Source organism: Kitasatospora sp. NPDC036934 (assembly GCF_055608425.1).
In genome coordinates, this window is the sequence record NZ_JBVJQR010000003.1 from 246,382 (window position 1) to 265,538 (window position 19,157).

19 protein-coding genes are annotated in these 19,157 nt (G+C 72.7%); 10 read left to right on the forward strand and 9 right to left on the reverse strand.

Annotated features, from left to right (window positions below; translation table 11 throughout):
- Positions 1–59: 59 nt before the first annotated feature.
- Positions 60–272, reverse strand: coding sequence for an EF-hand domain-containing protein (locus ACZ7BZ_RS06185; protein ID WP_188304199.1), 213 nt, complete (start codon positions 270–272; stop codon positions 60–62).
- Between the two features lie 177 nt (positions 273–449).
- Here ACZ7BZ_RS06185 and ACZ7BZ_RS06190 point away from each other — a divergent pair, with 177 nt between their 5' ends.
- On the forward strand, positions 450–1,118 hold the full coding sequence (locus ACZ7BZ_RS06190) for a lysophospholipid acyltransferase family protein (RefSeq protein WP_380450915.1): 669 nt from the start codon (positions 450–452) through the stop codon (positions 1,116–1,118).
- 92 nt (positions 1,119–1,210) lie between these two features.
- Here ACZ7BZ_RS06190 and ACZ7BZ_RS06195 read toward each other — a convergent pair whose 3' ends face one another.
- Both ACZ7BZ_RS06195 and ACZ7BZ_RS06200 read right to left on the reverse strand, forming a co-directional pair.
- Positions 1,211–3,061, reverse strand: coding sequence for an ABC transporter ATP-binding protein (locus ACZ7BZ_RS06195; protein WP_470357326.1), 1,851 nt, complete (start codon positions 3,059–3,061; stop codon positions 1,211–1,213).
- Positions 3,062–3,262: 201 nt separating this feature from the next.
- The gene (locus ACZ7BZ_RS06200; protein WP_470357327.1) at positions 3,263–4,036 is read right to left on the reverse strand and encodes an SDR family NAD(P)-dependent oxidoreductase; all 774 of its coding nucleotides are present in this window, start codon (positions 4,034–4,036) and stop codon (positions 3,263–3,265) included.
- Between the two features lie 155 nt (positions 4,037–4,191).
- Between ACZ7BZ_RS06200 and ACZ7BZ_RS06205 the strand changes: the two genes are divergently transcribed.
- The 4 genes from ACZ7BZ_RS06205 (at position 4,192) to ACZ7BZ_RS06220 (ending at position 7,144) form a co-directional block, all read left to right on the forward strand.
- The gene (locus ACZ7BZ_RS06205) at positions 4,192–4,398 is read left to right on the forward strand and encodes a hypothetical protein (RefSeq protein ID WP_380450921.1); all 207 of its coding nucleotides are present in this window, start codon (positions 4,192–4,194) and stop codon (positions 4,396–4,398) included.
- Positions 4,399–4,473: 75 nt separating this feature from the next.
- Positions 4,474–5,193, forward strand: coding sequence for a hypothetical protein (locus ACZ7BZ_RS06210; protein WP_470357328.1), 720 nt, complete (start codon positions 4,474–4,476; stop codon positions 5,191–5,193).
- A complete protein-coding gene (locus ACZ7BZ_RS06215; RefSeq protein ID WP_470357329.1) occupies positions 5,190–6,125 on the forward strand; it encodes a DUF6895 family protein in 936 nt (311 codons plus the stop codon). The genes ACZ7BZ_RS06210 and ACZ7BZ_RS06215 overlap by 4 nt, the downstream gene beginning before the upstream one ends.
- Positions 6,122–7,144, forward strand: a complete 1,023-nt coding sequence (locus ACZ7BZ_RS06220) for a serine hydrolase domain-containing protein (protein ID WP_470357330.1) — start codon at positions 6,122–6,124, stop codon at positions 7,142–7,144. The genes ACZ7BZ_RS06215 and ACZ7BZ_RS06220 overlap by 4 nt, the downstream gene beginning before the upstream one ends.
- Before the next feature lie 139 nt (positions 7,145–7,283).
- On the opposite strand, the gene ACZ7BZ_RS06225 is transcribed toward ACZ7BZ_RS06220, so the two are convergent.
- Entirely contained in the window at positions 7,284–7,955 is a 672-nt protein-coding gene (locus tag ACZ7BZ_RS06225) for a LysE family translocator (RefSeq protein WP_470357331.1), read from the reverse strand.
- Between the two features lie 90 nt (positions 7,956–8,045).
- On the opposite strand from ACZ7BZ_RS06225, the gene ACZ7BZ_RS06230 reads away from it, so the two are divergent.
- Positions 8,046–9,389: an aminotransferase-like domain-containing protein gene (locus ACZ7BZ_RS06230; RefSeq protein ID WP_470357332.1), complete on the forward strand. Its 1,344-nt coding sequence runs from the start codon at positions 8,046–8,048 to the stop codon at positions 9,387–9,389.
- Between the two features lie 130 nt (positions 9,390–9,519).
- Here ACZ7BZ_RS06230 and ACZ7BZ_RS06235 read toward each other — a convergent pair whose 3' ends face one another.
- The 3 genes from ACZ7BZ_RS06235 to ACZ7BZ_RS06245 are packed head-to-tail and all read right to left on the reverse strand — an operon-like array spanning position 9,520 to position 13,102.
- Positions 9,520–10,425 (reverse strand): SDR family oxidoreductase, encoded by a 906-nt coding sequence (locus ACZ7BZ_RS06235; protein ID WP_470357333.1) that lies wholly within the window; start codon positions 10,423–10,425, stop codon positions 9,520–9,522.
- Positions 10,422–11,435, reverse strand: coding sequence for an alpha/beta fold hydrolase (locus ACZ7BZ_RS06240; protein ID WP_470357334.1), 1,014 nt, complete (start codon positions 11,433–11,435; stop codon positions 10,422–10,424). The genes ACZ7BZ_RS06235 and ACZ7BZ_RS06240 overlap by 4 nt, the downstream gene beginning before the upstream one ends.
- Positions 11,432–13,102, reverse strand: coding sequence for a flavin-containing monooxygenase (locus ACZ7BZ_RS06245; protein WP_470357335.1), 1,671 nt, complete (start codon positions 13,100–13,102; stop codon positions 11,432–11,434). Before ACZ7BZ_RS06245 ends, ACZ7BZ_RS06240 begins: the two co-directional genes overlap by 4 nt.
- 223 nt (positions 13,103–13,325) lie before the next feature.
- Between ACZ7BZ_RS06245 and ACZ7BZ_RS06250 the strand changes: the two genes are divergently transcribed.
- Positions 13,326–14,114, forward strand: coding sequence for a MerR family transcriptional regulator (locus tag ACZ7BZ_RS06250; RefSeq protein WP_470357336.1), 789 nt, complete (start codon positions 13,326–13,328; stop codon positions 14,112–14,114).
- A 122-nt stretch (positions 14,115–14,236) separates the two neighbouring features.
- A complete protein-coding gene (locus ACZ7BZ_RS06255) occupies positions 14,237–15,202 on the forward strand; it encodes an ABC transporter substrate-binding protein (RefSeq protein WP_470357337.1) in 966 nt (321 codons plus the stop codon).
- A 144-nt stretch (positions 15,203–15,346) separates the two neighbouring features.
- On the opposite strand, the gene ACZ7BZ_RS06260 is transcribed toward ACZ7BZ_RS06255, so the two are convergent.
- The gene (locus ACZ7BZ_RS06260) at positions 15,347–16,012 is read right to left on the reverse strand and encodes an NADPH-dependent F420 reductase (protein WP_470357338.1); all 666 of its coding nucleotides are present in this window, start codon (positions 16,010–16,012) and stop codon (positions 15,347–15,349) included.
- 100 nt (positions 16,013–16,112) lie between these two features.
- Between ACZ7BZ_RS06260 and ACZ7BZ_RS06265 the strand changes: the two genes are divergently transcribed.
- Positions 16,113–16,607, forward strand: a complete 495-nt coding sequence (locus ACZ7BZ_RS06265) for a winged helix-turn-helix transcriptional regulator (RefSeq protein ID WP_470357339.1) — start codon at positions 16,113–16,115, stop codon at positions 16,605–16,607.
- A 23-nt stretch (positions 16,608–16,630) separates the two neighbouring features.
- Positions 16,631–17,050 carry a VOC family protein gene (locus ACZ7BZ_RS06270; RefSeq protein WP_470357340.1) on the forward strand — a complete coding sequence of 140 codons (420 nt, stop codon included), beginning with the start codon at positions 16,631–16,633 and terminating at the stop codon, positions 17,048–17,050.
- A gap of 282 nt (positions 17,051–17,332) precedes the next feature.
- Here the strand turns inward: ACZ7BZ_RS06270 and ACZ7BZ_RS06275 are convergent, their stop codons facing one another.
- Complete coding sequence (locus tag ACZ7BZ_RS06275; RefSeq protein WP_470357341.1) at positions 17,333–18,982, reverse strand: M4 family metallopeptidase; 1,650 nt, start codon at positions 18,980–18,982, stop codon at positions 17,333–17,335.
- Positions 18,983–19,157: the final 175 nt, after the last annotated feature.

Sequence of the window (19,157 nt, forward strand, 5' to 3'; positions counted from 1 at the left end):
TAGCGGCCTTCGGACGGGGCGGGTGCCGCCGGTACGGCGACCGGCCCCGTCCGCGCGATTCAGCGCTGGCGGGCGGCCAGGAACTCCTCGAAGTCCAGGTAGCCCTGGTGGCGGGTGTCCATCGCGTGGATCAGCGCCTCTGCCATCGAGATGGTGACGCTGTGGTCGCCCATCTCGTTGGCGGCCAGCGCGTACTCGGCCGGGGTGATCTTGCCGTCGCCGTTCTGGTCGAAACGGTCGAACATCTCCTTGATGGCCTCGACGCTCTCCATCGTTCCCTCCTGGGTACTGCGGGGTCTTGCTCGGTTCGGACGGCCGTACCCTACCCGGCCGTGGCGTTCACCACGGTCGCCGGGAGTGGACGGGCGGCGGGGTCGGTGTCGTAGTCTGCGGGTCTGATTGCTGACCCGGACTCCTCCGGGGCGGTCGTTCGTCCAGGGAGGGAACCCGTGCTCGACCTCGCCACCAGGCTGCTGCTGAAACCCGTTTCACGGGGGATCTGGCGTCCGGCCATCGAGGGCGTCGAGAACGTGCCGCGCAAGGGCGGGGTGATCCTGGCCAGCAACCACCTGTCCTTCATCGACAGCGTGGTGATCCCGCTCACCTCCCCGCGCCGGGTCCACTTCCTCGCCAAGGCCGAGTACTTCACCGGCACCGGGCTCAAGGGCCGGCTCTCCAAGGGCTTCTTCGAATCGATCGGCGCCGTGCCGGTCGAGCGCGGCACCTACCGCTCCGCTCAGGCCTCGCTGGAGTCGGCGCTGGAGATCCTGGAGGCCGGCAAGGCCTTCGGGATCTACCCGGAGGGCACCCGGTCGCTGGACGGCCGGCTGTACCGGGGCAAGACGGGCGTCGCCTGGCTCGCGCTGACCGCGGGCGTCCCGGTGGTGCCGGTGGCGCTGGAGGGCCCGGAGCAGATCCTGCCGGTGGGCAAGCGGGTGCCGCGGATCAAGAAGGTGACCGTCCGCTTCGGCGAGCCGCTGCACTTCGACGAGCTGCACGGGCAGGCCCGTTCACTGAAGGCCCGTCGGCAGGTGACCGACGAGGTGATGGCGGCGATCCAGCGGCTCTCCGGCCAGGAGGTCGTGGAGAGCTACAACGAGGTCCCGAAGGCGGCCTGAGCCGCGGTCCGTCCCGGCTGCACCACGTCCGTCCCGCCTGCACCACGTCCGTCCCGCCTGCGCCGCCTGCGCACACGCACTCGCGCCTGGTGCTACGCGGGTCCGAGCGCGGCAGCCGGCACGGTCTCCGTTCCGGCCGCCTCCGCAGCCTCCGGTACCTCCCGGCGCAGCAGCGCCGCGTACCGGCCGTCCAGTTCCACCAGCTCCTCGTGGGTGCCGAGTTCGACCACCCGGCCGTGGTCCAGCACCGCGATCTGGTCGGCGGAGCGGACGGTGGAGAGCCGGTGCGCGATGGTGATGGTGGTGCGGCCGGCGGCCAGGGTGTCGACGGCCTGCTGGACGGCGTGTTCGGTGCGGTTGTCGAGCGCGCTGGTTGCCTCGTCCAGGATGAGAACCGGCGGGTTGCGCAGGATGGTGCGGGCGAGTGCCAGGCGCTGCTTCTCGCCGCCGGAGAAGCGGTAGCCGCGTTCGCCGACCAGGGTCTGGTAGCCGTCCGGGAGGGCGGCGATGGTGTCGTGGATCTGCGCGGCCCGGGCGGCCTCGACCAGTTCGTCGTCGCTGGCACCGGGTTTGGCGAAGCGCAGGTTCTCGGCGACCGAGGCGTGGAAGAGGTAGGTCTCCTGGGAGACCACGCCGACCGCGCGGGCCAGGGTGTCGAAGGACAGCTCGCGCACGTCCACGCCGTCCAGGGTGACCCGGCCGCCGGTGACGTCGTACAGGCGCGGCACCAGGTAGCTGAGGGTGGTCTTGCCCGAGCCGGTCTCGCCGACGACGGCCAGTGACGTCCCGGCCGGGACCTTGAGTTCGACGCCCTCCAGGGTCGGGCGCTCCTGGTCCGGGTCGTAGCGGAAGTCGACGCCCTCGAAGCGGACCTCTCCCCGGATGTCGGCCAGGCCGACCGGGTGCTCCGGTTCGGCGATCTCCACCGGCAGGTCGAGGTACTCGAAGATGCGCTGGAAGAGCGCGAGCGAGGTCTGCACGTCCACGCCGGTGGAGAGCAGGCTGACGGTCGGGCGGAACAGGCCCTGCTGGAGGGTGACGAAGGCGACCAGGGTGCCGACCGAGACGATCGGCGCGCCGGCGGCGGAGGTCAGTCCGGCCGCCCAGTAGATCAGCGCGGGCATCGCGGCCATCACGATCATGATGGTGTTCATCCGCCAGCGCCCGGCCATGCTGGCCCGCACCTCGAGGTCGGCGAGCTGGTCGGACTGCCCGGTGAACTCCCGGGCCAGCGAGTCGGAGCGGCCCATGGTGCGGCCGAGCAGGATGCCGCTGACCGACAGCGACTCCTGGACCGCCGAACTCATCGCGGCCAGCTGCTTCTGCCGCTCGGTGGTGATCTTCTTTCGCTCCTGGCCGACCCGGCGGCTGATCCAGACGAACAGCGGCAGCAGGAGCAGCGAGACGACGGTCAGCCGCCAGTCGAGGGCGACCATGGCGACGATCGATGCGATCACGGCGGTGAGGTTGGAGACCAGGCTGGTCGCGGTGGAGGTCACCGTGGACTGCATGCCGCCGATGTCATTGGCGATCCGGGACTGCACCTCGCCGGTGCGGGTGCGGGTGAAGAAGGCCAGCGACTGCCGCTGCAGGTGGCCGTAGACGGACGTGCGCAGGTCGTGCATGACGCGCTGGCCGACGGTGGTGGAGATCAGCGTCTGCAGCACGTTGAAGATGCTGTTCACCACGGCGGTGAGGATCATCCCGAGCGCGAGCAGGCTGAGCAGCCCGGTCCGGCCCTGCGGGATGGCGGTGTCCAGCACGGCCTTGAGCAGGAACGGGGAGACCACCGACACCACGGCGGAGGCGGCGACCAGCAGGCCGACGGTGGTCAGGCGGCCCCGGTAGGGGCGGAACAGCGCGAGGATGCGGCGCCACTGGGCCGGCGGGCGGGGGTCGCCCTCGGCGCGGTCGGGCGGGGTCCAGTCGATGGCGGGCCTCAAGTACGGGCCTCCCTGGGTAGGACGGTCGGGCGGGCTTCATCAGCATAGCGGGGTTAGCTCATAGTTAGACAAGCTAATAGTGAGGTTATCTCTATTCCCCGCCCCGACCCGCCACCGACGGCCCGACCGGCCCCAGGCGGGCCGCCCGGGGGCGGTCGGGCCCGCCTCCGCCTCGGCCGCGTCGCCCGACCGCCCCGCGCCTCAGTCGGTCCGGTAGGTGCGCGCCGCCTTCGAGGACAGGCCGCCGAGCCTGCCGGACGGCAGCACCCGGGCGATCGCCACCGCCAGCTTGTAGCGCTTGCCCGGCACGGACACCGAGCGGCCTCGGGCGAGGTCACGCATCGCCTCGTTCACCACCCGCTCGGCCGACAGCCAGGACCAGGAGGGGATGTTGCCGGTGCCCATGCCCGCCCGCTGGTGGAACTCGGTCCGGGTGAAGCCCGGGCACAGCGCCATCATCCGCACGCCCGTTCCGCCGAGGTCCCGCAGCACGCCCTGGGTGAAGCTCACCACCCACGCCTTGCTCGCGCCGTACGTACCGCGCGGCAGGAAGGCCGCCACCGAGGCGACGTTCACGACCGCGCCCCGGCCGCGCTCGCGCATCCCCGGGAGGGCGGCGGTGGTCAGCCGCAGGATCGCCTCGATGTGCACCTTCAGCATGTCCAGCTCGTCCTGGAGCGGGACGGTCCCGAAGGCGCCCTTGTTGCCGAAGCCGGCGTTGTTGACGAGGAGGTCCACCGGGCACTCGGCGTCGGACAGCCGGGCCTCGACCGCCGCGATGCCCTCCTCGGTGGCGAGGTCGGCGGTCAGCACCTCCGCCTCGATGCCGTACTCGGCGTGCAGGTCAGCGCTCGCGCGCTCCAGACGCCCGGTGTCGCGGGCCACCAGGACGAGCTGGTAGCCGCTGCGGGCGAGCCGGCGGGCGAACGCGGCTCCGATGCCGGCGGTCGCGCCGGTGATCAAGGCTGTGGTCATGCCCCAGACCGTACCGACTCACCGCATCCGCGCCCACACCCAGGGCAACGTCCCAGCTCAGCGGGTTGCGGATGCAGGCACCGGATCGTGCTCGTAGTGTCGAACGGGGGCATCGCCCGACCGGGCGGTGAATGCCAGACGAGGAGGCACATCTGATGCTTACTCAGTTCCACACCGAAACCGCCTCGACGTCACCCAGCGCGACGCTCGCCGAGGCCGAGACACTCGCGAGCCTGATGGTGGAGGACGAGGCCGTCGTGTCCGACGCGCCCACGTACCTGCCCGAGGCCGCCGGTGCCGCACTGCTGGCCGGCCTGCTGCTGCTGTCGCCGAAGGGCCCCAAGGAGAAGCCGACCCGGTAGTCGGGTCCCGGGCCCCCGGGCCCCGCGCCCGGCCTCTCCGTCCTCTCCAGTCCCCTGAAGGAGAAGCACCTCACCATGCCGTTCGCCGAGACTCCTCTCCGTGACGAGTACGCCGCGGCGGTCGAGCGAGTGGCAGGCCGCACCCTCGACGCCCTCCGGGGCGGCGGGGGCGCGGCCGCGCTCACGGACCCCGACACCGCCGTACCCCGGCCGCTGCTGGCCGCCGTACGGGTGCTGGGCGCCGACCTGTTCGCCCCGCAGCTGATCTCCGGCGCCGAGCCCGACACCGCCACCGCCGCGCTACTGGCCGAGGCGCGACGCGCGCTCCCGGCGCCGGCACCCGCCTCCGAGGGAGCGGCAGTCGTGATCGGGTGGCAGGACTGGGCGGCCGACCGGCTGCTCTCCCGCACGCCGTTCGGGGACGGCGCCCCGGCCTCCGCCCGGCCGCCCACGCCGCCGCCCGACCGGGAACGCCTCGGCTGGCGGCTCTGGTCGGCCCGGATGGCGCAAGTGTCCGTCCTCGCCATGCCCGGGCTGGACGGCCCGCTGCACGACACCGTACGTGCGGGCACACTGGACCTCGCCCGCGGCACCGTCCGGGCCGTGCTGCGGCGCGATGCCACCACCTCCGTCCGGCTCGCCCGCTGGCTCGCCTGGGCGCACGCCGACGGGCGACCGCTGCGCCTGGAGATCGAACCCGTCCTGGACCGGATCGATCAGGTCAACGACGGAACGGACCGATCCGGGCTCGAACTCGCCATTGCCCGGGCCTTGTTGAACGGGGCTCCGAGATGACCGACACCCAGGTGCTCGGCACCGCCCAACAGCTCGGCTCCCGGTCACTGGCCTGGCTGCACGCCGGCTACCAGAGCGGCTACGGTCGGCTGGAGGACAACACGGTCATCGACCTCGCCGAACCGAACGACGTCTACAAACCGCTCTGCGAAGTCGCCCTGGCCTCCTCGCTGGTGCTGCGCGACGGCATCACCGGCCCGCACGACACCGAGCTCGCCCGCGCGCTCCTCGACGCCGCCTGGGCCCAACTCCGGGGCGGCGACCTGCTGTACGAGCGGCAACTGCGGCACGTCACGGTCATCGACCCGCTGGAGACGTACGGCCACTTCGCCCGGGCCGGCTACCGCCACGCCGCGCTGGAGGACCTCCTCAACTCGCTCGGCCGCCTCCGCTCCGTGCACGCCGTCGAGATCCCCGGCAACCGCCGGCTCGCCCTGGCCAACGCCCGGCGGATCGCGGGCCTCGAACCCCGGCCGGACTGGAACGCACTCGCCGGGGCCACCTGGCTCGGCGCCCTCCCCGAGCCGTGGACCATCGCCTGGCTGATCGCCTACCACGTCACCCACACCGTCTTCCACGTCACCGACTGGGGCGCCCGGCCCGAGTGCCTGCCCGAACCGATGCGCGACTACCTGCGCGACTGGCTGCCGGTCTGGCTCGACATCTGGCTGGAGATCGAGCAGTGGGACCTCGCCGGCGAACTGCTGATCGTCGACTCGTGCATCGGGGAGCCCGTCACCGGCCGGGTCGGCTGGGAGGCCCTGGCCGCGGTCCAGCAGCCCGACGGACTGATCCCGTGCGAGGGGTCGGCGCCCGAGTACGACGACCCGGAGGACGCCTTCCGCGATCACGGACACACCGCCGTGGTCGGGGTGGTGGCCGCCACCGTCGCGCTCTCGCGTGCGCTCGGCGGCACACCGGTGGCCACTTGAGCGGGCTGGACACGGCGGTCGCGGCGACGCTGCGGGCCGCCGAACCGTACGCCACCGCCGTCACGGTGGCGGTGGCGCACGCGGGGCGGGAGGAGGTCCACTGCGACGGGCACCTCGACCGCGAGCGGTCCGCCCCGTGCACACCGGACAGCGTCTTCGAACTCGGCTCGGTCAGCAAGACGTTCACCGCGCTGCTGCTCGCCGAGCTGGCCGCGCGCGGTGAACTCGCCCTGGACGAAACGGTGGAGAGCCGCCTTCCGCCCGACTGGCGCCCGGTACGGGCGAGTTCCGGCGAACCGATTCGGCTGCTGCACCTGGCCACCCACACCTCCGGCCTGCCGCGACTGCCGCCCGGACTGCTCGCCGCGGCCGTCCCGAACTGGACCGGCAACCCGTACGCCGCCTTCGGCGACGACCAGTTGCGCAGGTCGGTGGCCCGAACCGCCGTACGCTGCCCGCCAGGCAGCCGGTACCGTTACTCCAACTACGGGGTCGGACTGCTTGGCCGGCTGCTCGCCGAGACCGGCGGGGCGCCGTACCCGGAACTGCTCGCCGAGCGGATCTGCCGGCCACTGGGGCTCCACGCCACGACCTGCGCACCGGACGCGCCGGAACGCGCCGTCGGGTACCGACGCGGACGGGCACTGCCGCCCTGGCTCATCCCCGGACTGCCCGGGGCGGGCGCGGTCCGCTCCAGCGGGGCCGACCTGCTGCGCTACCTGCACGCCCATCTCGACGGTGGGAAGGGGCGGTTGGGAGCCGCCCTGCGGGACGTCCAGCGACTACGGCTGCGGCTTCCGCACTCGACGGACCGGCTCGGCCTGGTCTGGCAGCACCGGAATTCAGGCGGCCGGGAGCTCTACTTCCACTCCGGCGGCACCCGGGGGTTCACCGCTTTCGTGGGGTTCTCGCCGGAGGGGCCGACCGCCGTCGCCGCCCTGGCCAACACCGGGCCCTCGCTCAACGGGCGTTTCATCCAGGCGGGATACGAGGTACTGCGGGCCGCGAGCCGGCGTTAGCAAGGCCGGGGCTGACGGAACCGGGGTTGGCGGAACCAGGGCTGGCGGGACCAGGGCTGGCGGAACCGGGGTTGGCGGGGCCAGGGCTGGCGGGGGTGCCCGGCGGACCTCGCCGGGCGCACGACCTGCCGGGCAGGCTCTAGACGGCGACGGCCTTGGCGCGGTCGGCGGCGATGTTCAGGGCGAGGCCCGCCAGGACGGTGCCCATCACATAGCGCTGCACGCGCAGCCAGACCGGGCGGCGGTTCAGGAAGCCCGCGATGCTGCCCGCACTCATCGCGATCAGGCCGTTCACGCTGACCGCGATGACGATCTGGGTCAGGCCCAGCACCAGGCTCTGCAGCGCGACATGGCCGCGCTCGGGCGCCACGAACTGGGGCAGCAGCGAGATGTAGATGATGGCGATCTTGGGGTTGAGCAGGCAGGTCAGGAAGCCCATCGCGAACAGGCGGCGCGGTGAGTCCGGCGGCAGCTGCTGCGGGGCGAAGACCGCCGTACCTCCCGGCTTGACCGCCTTCCAGGCCAGCCAGAGCAGATAGCCCGCGCCGGCCAGCTTGATCGCGGTGTACAGCGCCGGGACGACCGAGAACACCGCCGCCACCCCGGCCGTCACCGCGACCAGGTAGACCAGGAACCCGGTGGCGACGCCGGTCAGCGACACCAGGCCGGCGCGGCGGCCCTGGGATATCGAGCGCGACACCAGGTAGATCATGTTCGGCCCCGGCGACAGCACCATTCCCAGGGCCACGGCGGCGATGCCGAGCACCGCGTGGCCGTCCACGGCTGATGTCAACGTGTCCAAGTCGTCCATGCGAGGAGGCTAGGGTGCGGAGTCGGCTCGATGCAATGATGACTTTGCACTCGGTGCAATGCCTTCCGAGAGGCAAAGGGTTGGAGAACGATGGACGACTACCGGCGGATCGCGGACGAGCTCGCCGCCGACATCACCGACGGACGGCTGCGGCCCGGCCAACAGCTGCCCACCCTGCGGGCCTTCGCCCGCGGACGGGGCATCGCCGCCTCGACGGCGGGGCGGGTCTACCGCGAACTGGTCCGGCGCCGGCTGACCATCGGCGAGGTCGGGCGCGGCACCTTCGTCCGGGCCGGGCGGGCCACCGAGGCGGACGGCGGCCGGATCGCCCTCGCCGAGCCCACTGACGCGCCGATCGATCTGGAGCTCAACTACCCCACCGTGCCCGGACAGGCCGAACTGCTGGCCGGTGCGATGGCACCACTGCTACGGGCCGACGCACTCGGCGAGGCGCTGCGGCCGGTCGGCGCGACCGGGACGGAGCCGGCCCGGCGGGCCTTCGCGCAGCTGCTGTCGACAGGGGCGGGCGGCTGGGACGCCGACCCCCGGCAGCTGCTGTTCGCGGGCAACGGGCGGCAGGCCGTCGCGGGGGCGCTCGCCGCGCTGGTACCGCCCGGGCAGCGACTGGGGGTCGAGGCACTCACCTACCCGGTGGTCAGGGCCGTGGCCGAACGGCTCGGCATCCGGCTGGTGCCGCTCGCCGTCGACGAACACGGGCTGCTGCCCGAAGCCGTAGCGGCGGCCCACCGCACGGCGCCGCTGCGCGCGGTGTACCTCCAGCCCCGGCTGCAGAACCCGCTCGGCGTGAGCCTGCCGCCGGAGCGGGCGGTCGCGCTGGCCGGGGAGCTGCGCCGGCTGGACCTACCGGTGGTCGAGGACGGCATCTGGTCCTTCCTCCGCCCCGAGCTGGCCCCGCTCGCCGCGCTCGCACCCGAGCGAACGGTGCTGGTCGACAGCCTGTCCAAGCGGCTCGCCCCCGGGCTGACCACCGGGTTCGCGGTCGTCCCGGACGGGCTGCTCGACCAGGTCGCCGGTGCGCTGCGGACCGGCGGATGGGCGCCGAGCGGGTTCGCACTGGAGGCGGCGGTGCGCTGGATCGGGGACGGGACGGCGGCCGCGGTGGCGGCGGCGAAGCGGGCGGACGCGGCGGCGCGGCAGGCGCTGGCCCGGGAGGCGCTCGCGGGGCAGCGGCTGCGGGCGGACCCTTGCTCGTTCTACCTGTGGTGGGAGCTGCCCGGGGCCTGGCGGGCGGAGACCTTCGTCGCGGCGGCGAGGCGGGCGGGGATCTCGGTGACACCCGCGACGGCCTTCGCGGTGGATCCGCGGAGCACGCCGTCGGCGGTGCGGGTGGGGTTGGCCTCGCCGCCACTGCCGGTGCTGGGGTGGGCCCTGCGGGTGCTGGCGGGGATCGCGGCGGGGGCGGAGGCGGGGTGACGTCGGACGGGGGAACGGGGGGACGGCGGACGACTGGCGGATAACAGATGACAGGTGACAGATTTCGAAATCTGTCACCTGTCATCTGTTATCCGTTCTCCGTCAGCTGTCAGTTGTCATCCGCCGCCCATCAGTCCCCCGCCCCCGCCCGGCCCCCTCGCGCCGCCGCGTCCGCGGCGCCACCGGCCCCGACGGCGCGCAGCCGGGAGGCGGCGGTGGCGGCGAGCTGCGGAGCGAGCCTGGCGACGTCACGGGAGCCGACCACCGCGATCAGGCCGGGCAGCAGCCAGCGCACCGGCTGCATCCCGCGCAGCCAGGCCTGGGCGTACACATGGGCGGAGCGCCGGGCGATCCCGGCGACGATCCGCTCCACCGCCGGCTCCAGCGGATAGGTCTTGTTGGCCGGCCACGGCAGCCGGCTGCGCATCTGCTTCAGTACGGCGTCCTCGTCGGCGCCGCGCACCATGTCGGTGTCGGTCCAACTCAGGTATCCCACACCGACCTTGACTCCCTGATAGGCGACCTCGGCGCGGATCGAGTGGGCGAAGGCCTCCACCCCGGACTTGCTGGCGCAGTAGGCGCTCATCAACGGTGCGGGCGTCAGCGCGGCGAGCGAGGCGATCTGCAGCAGGTAGCCCCGGCTCTCGGTGAGCGCCGGCAGGAAGGCCCGGGCGGTGGCGACGCTGCCCAGCAGGTTGACCTCGATCACCCGGCTGAAGGCCCGGTGGTCGCTGTCGGCCAGCGGTCCGCCGATCGCGATCCCGGCGTTGGCGACCACGGTGTCGATCCGCCCGTAATGGTCCTTGATCCGGTCGGCAGCGTCGCTGAGCGCCTCCAGATCGGTGACGTCCACCTCCCACGCGGTGGCGGCCGCGCCGCACTGGGCCGCGACGGCCTTCAGCTCCTCCGGTTCCAGGCCGAGCAGCGCGACTTTAGCCCCGCGCCGGGCCAGTTTGCGGGCCAGCGAGGCCCCGACTCCACGGGCGGCCCCGGTGACCACCACGACCTGCGCGGACAACGGCGGGATGGCGTTCATGCGACGGTGGTCCTCTCGACAGCAGAAGCGGAGGCGGAAGCGGGCGCGGGAACAGCAGCGGGAACGACACCGGAAGCGGCCACGTCGGCGGCGCGGCCGGGGCTCAGGTAGGCGGAGGCCATCCGGTCAATCTCGGCGGCGATCTCCACCGGCCGCTCCAGGGGCGCCATGTGCCCGACCCCGGGCAGCAGCAACAGGCCCTGCGGGTCGGCGAGTTCGGCGACCATCCGGTGGGCGTGCACCGGCGGAGTCAGGCGGTCCGCGGTGCCCACCACCACGGCGGTGGGAGCGGCGATCCGCCCGAGACCGGCGCGCACGTCCAGCCGTTCCAGCACTCCGGCCCAGTGGAAGCGGACCCCGGTCGGGCAGGCGTGCACGATCCGGGCCGTCGCCTCGACCTGTCCGGCGGTCGAACCCGGCCCCATGATCGCGTACTTGAGCGCGGCCCGGCTGGCGCCGGAGACCGGTCCGAGCGGCATCCGGGAGCGAAGCAGCTGCCGGTGCAGGAAGCGCCGCAGGCCCGGGGCGCGGACGCCCTTCGGCAGGACGGTGAGCTCGGCGAGCAGCTCGGCCGGACCGGTGGAGATCAGCAGGTTGGCGGCGCTGCGCTCGGCGACCTCGGGCCGGCCGCCGGCCGCCATGATGGTCATCCCGCCCATGCTGTGCCCGGCCAGCACTGCCCGCTCCCCCTCCGGGACGGTCCGCGCCAGCACGGCGGCCAGGTCCTCGGCGAGCGCCCGGGTGGAGTAGCGGGCCCGGCTGGGCGGGATCTCGCTGTGGCCGTGGCCGCGCTGGTCGTAGGCCACCACCCGGTAGCGGTCGGCGAGTTCGCGGATCACCGGGGCCCAGAAGGCGGTCGAACAGGTCCAGCCATGGGAGAGCACCACGGTGGGCGCGCCTGGCTGGCCGTGCACCTCGACGTGCAGCCGGATGCCGTCCGCCGATCGGACGCTCAACTCCTCGACGGGCGTGGGCGGTACGTACTCGGCGGGCAGGCGGACGGCGGTCATGCGGTGGCCTCCTGGACAGCGGTTCCGGAAGCGGTTCCGGCGGTGGGACGGGCGGCGCTCGGGGCGGTGCGCATGATCAGCTCGTACTCACCGAGGTCGACCTTGCGGGTGGCCCGGCGGAAGGAGGTGGTGGAGCCGGGCCAGAGCACGGTGTTCTTGCCGCTCGGGTCCAGGTACCAGCTGCGGCAGCCGCCGGTGGTCCAGACGGTGCGGTCCATCCGGTGCTGGAGCTCCAGGTTCCACTGTCGCTGGGCGCGGGCGGTGGGCTGCATCGCGGTCGCGCCGACCGTGTCGAGCGTCGTCAACGCGTCGATCATGTAGTTCAGTTGGGACTCGATCATGAGGATCATCGAGCTGTTGCCGAGGCCGGTGTTGGGGCCGATCACGAAGAACAGGTTGGGGAAGCCGCGCACGGTCGAGCCGCGCAGCGCCTCCATGCCGTCCTTCCACTCCTCGGCCAGGCTCGTCCCGTTCGCCCCGAACACCCGGGCGCCGATGGGCATGTCGGTGACGTGGAAGCCGGTGCCGAAGACGATGGCGTCCACCTCGTGCTCGCTGCCGTCGGCGGCCACCAGGGTGGAGCCGCGCAGTTCGCGCAGGCCGGAGGAGACCACCTCGGTGTTGGCGGCGGCGAGCGCCGGGTAGTAGGTGTTGCTGAGCAGGATGCGCTTGCAGCCGATCCGGTAGTCCGGGGTGAGCCTGGCGCGCAGCGCCGGGTCGGCGACGCCCCGGGCGATGTGGCGTTCGGCGATCTGCTGGACGACGCGCAGCAGTCCGGGGCGGCGCACGAAGGCGTCCACCTGGATCTCGCGGAGGGCGAACAGGGTTCCCCGGCGGATCTTGGCGGTGACCGGGAGGCGGTCGTGCAGCCACTTCTCCAGCTGGCTGATCTCGCGGTCGCGGCGCGGCAGGACCCAGGCCGGAGTGCGCTGGAAGACGGTCAGCTTGCCGACCTTCGGCTGGATCGACGGGATGATCTGGGCGGCGGAGGCCCCGGTGCCGACCATCGCGACGCGCTTGCCTGCCAGGTCGAAGTCGTGGTCCCAGCGGGAGGAGTGGAACACCTTGCCGGGGAAGGTGCTCAGGCCGGGCAGGTCGGGGATCTGCGGGTCGGCGAGCGGTCCGGCGGCGGAGACGACGGCGTCCGCGGTCCACTGGCCGGCCGAGGTGGTGATCCGCCAGCGGGTCCGCTCGCTCTCCCAACGCGCCTCCAGAACCTCGGTGTTGAAGCGCAGGTGGGGGCGGAGGCCGAAGACGGTGGCGACCTTCTCCAGGTAGGCGCGGATGTCCGGCTGGCCGGAGAAGCTGCGCGGCCAGTCGGGGTTGGGCGCGAACGAGAAGGAGTAGAGGTGCGAGGGCACGTCGCAGGCGCAGCCGGGGTAGCTGTTGTCGCGCCAGGTGCCGCCGACGGAGTCGGCGCGCTCCAGCACGACGAAGTCGGTGATCCCGGCGCGGCGCAGCCGGACGGCGGCACCGAGGCCGCCGAAGCCGGAGCCGACCACGGCCACCCGTACGTGCGGTACGGCCTCCGCCGCAGCATCGGGGTCGGTCGCGTGGGTGCCTCCGGACGCGCCCGTGGCGCCGGACGCACCCGTGGCGCCGGACGCACCGGACGCACCGGATGCACCGGACTCGCCGGGGCGTGGGCGCTTGCTGCTGGATGCCATGCGGCCTCCTCCTGAGGTGGGGCGGCGGTCGTCACGCTCTTCCGGGGAGGACACCCCGGAACCTCCGGGGGTCGCTCCCCGGAACCCTGCCAATCGCGCCAGTAATCACTGGCATGGTTGGCAGGGTAGCCCTTGCTGACACCGGATGGAAGAAGCGCGACAGCCCGGATTCACCGGAAGTTCCCGAAGCTCCCGCACGCTCCCGGGCCGACCCGACGGACCTATGCTGATCGCCGTGGACAAGGTCAGAGCTGCTGCGGGCGACAGAAAACGCGAGTACCGGGTGGAGGAACTGGCCGAAGCGGCCGGGATCACCACCCGCACCCTGCGCTTCTACCGCGAGCGCAAACTGCTCCAACCGCCCCGCAAGGAGGGCCGGATCGCCTGGTACGGCGAGGAGCACCTGGCCCGGCTGCGGATGATCGGCGAACTGCTCGAACGCGGCCACACCCTGGGCGGGATCGCCGAACTGATCGGCGCCGGCGAGCGCGGGCGGGACGTCGCCGAGCTGATCGGCCTCGAGGCCGCCATCGTCGCCCCCTGGTCGGACGAGACCCCGGTCCGGCTGGAGTGGGACGAGCTGAAGACCGCCTTCGGGGACCAGCTCACCGAGGAGAACACCGCCGAGTCCATCGCCCAGGGCTACATCACGGTGGAGGACGACGGGATCACCCACGTCAGCCGCCGGCTGATGGACGCCACCACCGAGCTGGTCGCCGAGGGCGTGCCGCTCTCCGCCGTCCTCGACGCCAGCCGGCGTACCCGGGAGCACGTCGACGCCATCGCCGAGATCTTCATCGAGGTGGTCAGCGAGCACCTGCTCAGCGTGCTCTCCGGCGACACCCCGCTGGCACCCGGCGAGGCGGCCCGGCTCACCGAGCGCATCCTGCGGGTGCGACCGCTCGCCCGTACCGTCGCCGATGCCCAGTTCACCCTCGCGATGGATCGCCGGGTGCGCGCCGAGTACCACGAACTGCTGCGCCAGCGACGGGAGTACGGCACCGAGGCGTAGCGGGGCCACCGAGCGGGCAGGGATTCCGGGGCCCCGTACGCCACTTGGGGGAGGCGACCGGTGGGGGGATCCGCCCGGCGGAGGCCCACCCGTTGGAGGCCCGCCCGTTGGAGGAGCCGCTGATGCCCCGAACCCTCAGCCGCCGCGCCGCGCTCGGCCTCGCCGCCGGGCTCGCCCCGGGCCTGGCGCTCACCGCCTGCGGGTCAGGCTCCCCCGCACCGGGCGGCGGTTCGTCCGGCTCCGGCGACACCCGGACGGTCCGGCACGCGCGCGGCGAGAGCGCCGTACCGGCCCGGGCGAGACGGGTGGTGGTGCTGGACACCGACGCCCTGGACTCGGTGGTCACCCTCGGCCTGAGCCCGGTCGGCGCCACCACGGTCAGCGCGGGCGCGCCCTTCCCGGGGTACCTGCCCGCCGAGCGGCTGGCCGGGACGAAGCCGGTCGGCGCGATCGGCCAGCCCAACCTGGAGGCGATCGCCGCACTGCGGCCGGACCTCATCCTGAGCAACCAGGTCCGCGACGACAAGCGGTACGACCAGTTGTCCAGGATCGCGCCCACCGTGCTGTCCAGGACCACCGGGCCGACCTGGCAGGAGAACGCCCGGCTGCACGCCGAGGCGTTGGGCCGGCAGACCGAGGTCGAGGCGGCGGACGCGGCGTACCGGACGAAACTGCGGGACGTGGTCACCGCGCTCGGCGGGCCGGCCAAGGCGGCGGCCACCCGGGTCGAGATGGCCCGCTTCCTGGCCGGCGCCCCTACCCGGCTCTACCTCGACGACACCTTCGTCGGCTCGCTGTTCAAGGACCTCGGGCTCGGCCGCCCGGCCAACCAGGGCAAGCCCGGTTTCTCGCTGGAGATCAGCCCCGAGCAGGTGGACCAGGCCGCGGCCGACGTCATCTTCTACTCGCTGTACGGGGACCCGGCGAAGTCCGACCACACCAGGATCACCGAGGGCGCGCTGTGGAAGAACCTGGACGCCGTCCGCAACGGCCGGGTGTTCGAGGTGGACGACAACCTGTGGATGCTCGGCATCGGCTACACCGGCGCCGGGCTGGTCCTGGACCAGATCCGCAGGGACCTGGCCTGACGGCGGGACGATCACCGGACTAAGAACAGATGACAGATTTCAACGTCTGTCATCTGTTCCCTGTCATCTGTCATCCGTCATCCGTTCGCTGCCATCCGTTCCCTGTTTCCCGCCGGCCGTCCCCCGGCTCCCGCCCCTCCCCCGCTACGCGACGTCGTCCACCGCCCCCGGGGCCAGCGCGGGCGACGGGAATACCTCCCGGGCCTCGCCGCCGGACCACCACACCCCGATCGCGAACACCGCCGCTGCCTCCAGCAGCCCGGCCCGGTCGAGCCCGCCACAGGGCACCGGCGTGCAACCCATCGAGCCCACCAATTCGGCCGTCAGCGCACCGGCCGCCGGATCGTCCGCGCAGTACGGGACGCCGAGCGGCGCGCCCTCGAAGCTCGGCCGCGGCAGCGACCAGATGCTCTCGTGGCAGATCCCGAACACCTTGGCCACCCGCGCCGCCGGAGCTGCCGAAGCGAGCCTCCGGGCGATGGAGTCCGTGCCGCCCTCCGTGGTCAGGCTCGGCCCGCCCGCCCCCGGAGCCATCGGCACGGTGCAGTCCAGCAGGACCCGCCCGGCCAGCTCACCGGCCAGCGAGCCGACCACTTGCTCCGCCACCCCGGCCGACAGCGCGACCAGCACCGCCTGCCCGAACCGCGCCGCCTCCGCCAGGCCACCGCCACCCGAGGCGCCGATCGCCCCGGCGAGCTTCCGGGCCGCGTCCGCGTCCCGCCCGCCCACCAGGACCTCATGCCCGGCCCGCACCCAGGCCCCGCCGAGCGCGGCCGCCATGGCTCCCGTCCCGAGAATGCCGATCCGCATGGTCCGTCCACTCCTCACATCACGTCCTGTGCCGTACTCCGGACGCTAGAGGGGTCGATGCACACCGCCGGGTGTGCAACGGATCGGGCAGGATGACGGCATGCGGACCGAGGACGCGAGCGAAGACCGGCCGGACAGCGCCCCCGACGACGCCCCCGACGGCGCCCCGGGCAGCGACCTGGGCGGCAGGGTGTTCGCCGCGGACTGCCGCACCCGGCTGGCCTTCGAGGTGATCGCCAACCGCTGGGACAGCGTGGTGGTGTACGTCCTCGGCGAACAGGGCCCGATGCGCCCCCGCGCGCTGCTGGACCGGATCGGCGGAATCAGCCCGAAGGTGCTCAACGAAACGCTGCGACGGCTGGAGTACAACGGCCTGGTGGAGCGCCGCCGTTACGCCGAGGCCCCGCCCCGCGTCGACTACACCCTGACCGGGGCGGGCGTCGCGCTGCTCGGTCCGATCCGCGCGCTCGGCGCCTGGGCCGATGTCCACGCCGACGCCGTCCTCGCCGCCCAGGACCGTACATCGGCACCGCAGCGGCGAACTGACGTGGCGTCATTCGCGAACCGTCAGTCCCCCGTGCCACCCTCGCCGTGAACCCGCGACAACCGGAGGCACCCGTGCACACCGATCACACCGATCACACCGATCACACCGATCTGGACGAACTGGAAGTCATCACGCTCTTCGTGGCGGACGTCCCCGCCACGAAGGCCTTCTACCAGGAGGTCTTCGGTCTCCCGGTGATCTACGAGGACGACGCCTCGGCCGTCGTCCGGCTGCGCAACCTGCTGGTAAATCTGCTCGCGGCGGACCAGGCGCCCGAACTGGTCGAGCCGGCCCCGGTGGCAGCGCCCGCCACGGGGGTCCGGGCGCTGCTCACGGTCCGGGTGCCGGACGTGGATGCGGTCTGTGCCCAACTGGCCGAGCGCGGGGTCGCGTTGCTGAACGGGCCGGTGGACCGGCCGTGGGGTCGGCGGACGGCGGCCTTCGCCGACCCGGCGGGACACGTCTGGGAGGTCGCCCAGGATCTCGCCTGACCACCGCCTCCACCCGCCCCCGCCTGCCCGCCCGCTAGCCAGCCAGCCAGCCAGCCAGCCAGCCAGCCAGCCAGCCGTCGGCCACCCCACCGTCAGCCACCCGAAACCACGGCCCCGCAGGGCAGTCGAGCACGGACGACGGCGGGGGCGACGGTGGTCCGCACACCGTCGCCCCCGCCGTCAGGTCCGGCCGTTCGGCACCCACAGTCCGGCCGGACCCCGCTCGGGCGTGCCCCGGGCCGGGCCCGCCCAACTCAGGCCCGAACCCGGTTCAGACCCGAGTCAGTTGACGTTGACCGCGGTCCAGGTAGCCGCGACCGCGTTGTACTCGGCGCTGTTCGCGCCGTACAGGTCCGATGCCGCGCTGAGGGTGGCCGCACGAGCGCCCGCGTAGTCGGTCGTCGAGGTGAAGTACGCCGTCAGCGCCTTGTACCAGATCTGCGCGGCCTTGTCGCGGCCGATGCCGGCGAGCGAGGAGCCGTCGGCCGTCGGGCTGTTGTAGTTGAACCCGTTGATCGTCTTCGCGCCGCTGCCCTCGGACAGCAGGTAGAAGAAGTGGTTCGCCACACCGGACGAGTAGTGCACGTCCAGGTTGCCGACGTTGGCGTCCCAGGAGTCGGCCGAGGAGCCGTCCTTGCTGGGCTGGTCCATGTAGCGGAGCGGGCTGCCGTCGCCGCGCAGGTTGATCAGCTCGCCGATCCAGTAGTTCGGCGGGTTGGAGGGCAGGTTGGCGTACCACTCCACCATGGAGCCCATGATGTCGGAGGTGGCCTCGTTGAGACCGCCGGACTCGCCCGAGTAGTTCAGGTTGGCGGTGGCCGCGGTGACGCCGTGGCTCATCTCGTGGCCGGCCACGTCGATCTCGGTGAGCGGGGCGGCGTCGCCGCTGCCGTCGCCGTACGACATGCAGAAGCAGTCGTCGCTCCAGAACGCGTTGACGTAGTTGGAGCCGTAGTGCACCCGGCTGAGGGCGCCGACGCCGTCGTTGCGGATGCCGTTGCGGCCGAAGGTGTTCTTGTAGAAGTCCCAGGTGGTGGCAGCGCCGAACTGGGCGTCGACGGCGGCGGATTCGCGGTTGCTGTTGGTGCCGTCGCCGAAGCTGTTGCTGGTGTTCGCGAAGAGCGACCCGCTGCCCGACTCGCTGTTGCTCATGTCGACGGTGGACTGGCCGCCGCGGCTGGTGTCCTTGAGCTCGTACTGCGAGCCGTTCTGGTTGGTGTTCAGCCCGACCTTGCCGACGAAGATGCCGGTGCCGGTGCCGGCGGCGGTCTCGATCTTCTCGTGGGTGGAGAGGACCTTGCCGTCGGCCGCGTCGGTGACCAGGATCTGGGCGCTCGGGGTGCCGTCGGCGCGCACGCCCTCGACGGTGGTGCGGTAGGCGAGCCGCGGGGTGCCGTCGGTGGCCCACACGACCAGCTGGGCCTTGCCGACCTGGTGGACGTCGGCCAGCGGGGACGCGTCGGCGTCGATGGTCTGCCCGATGGTGGCCTTGACCGTGCCGGAGGCCTGGTCGGCGGCCTTGTCGGCCGGGATCTTCGGGCTCAGGCTCGGCAGCGCGATCTGGGCGGCGACCGCCTTGTCGACCGACTTCACCGCACCGTCGGCCTTCTGGTGGACGACCAGGTCGCCGCCGATCACCGGGAGGCCGGCGTAGGTGCGCTCGAAGCGCAGGTGCCGGGTGCCGTCCTTGTCGACGATGGCGTCCTTGGCGACCAGCTTCTCCTGGGAGCCCAGGCCGAGCGTCTTGGCGAGCGGCGCGGACTGGCCGCTGGCCACCGCGAGCACGGCCTCGTGCTGCTGGGCGGCCTGCGCCTGCAGCGAGGGGGCCGCGGGGGCGGCCTGGGCGACGGCGGCGGTGGTGCTCACCTGGACGACACCGGTCAACATGGCCGTGGCCGAGAGTACGGCTACAGCAGCGAGCTTTCGCTTCACGGGCGAGTCCTTCCGGGAAACCGCGTGTGGGCGCGGTCGCACCACGTCCCGGGGGCCGGGGTCGGCACCTGTGGGGCGGAACGGGCGCTGACGTGCTGAAACCCCGTACGGTCGAGCGGCTCGCCACCGAGGGGTGGGGGTGGGGGCTACCGCTGGGGGATGACCAGAAGCATGA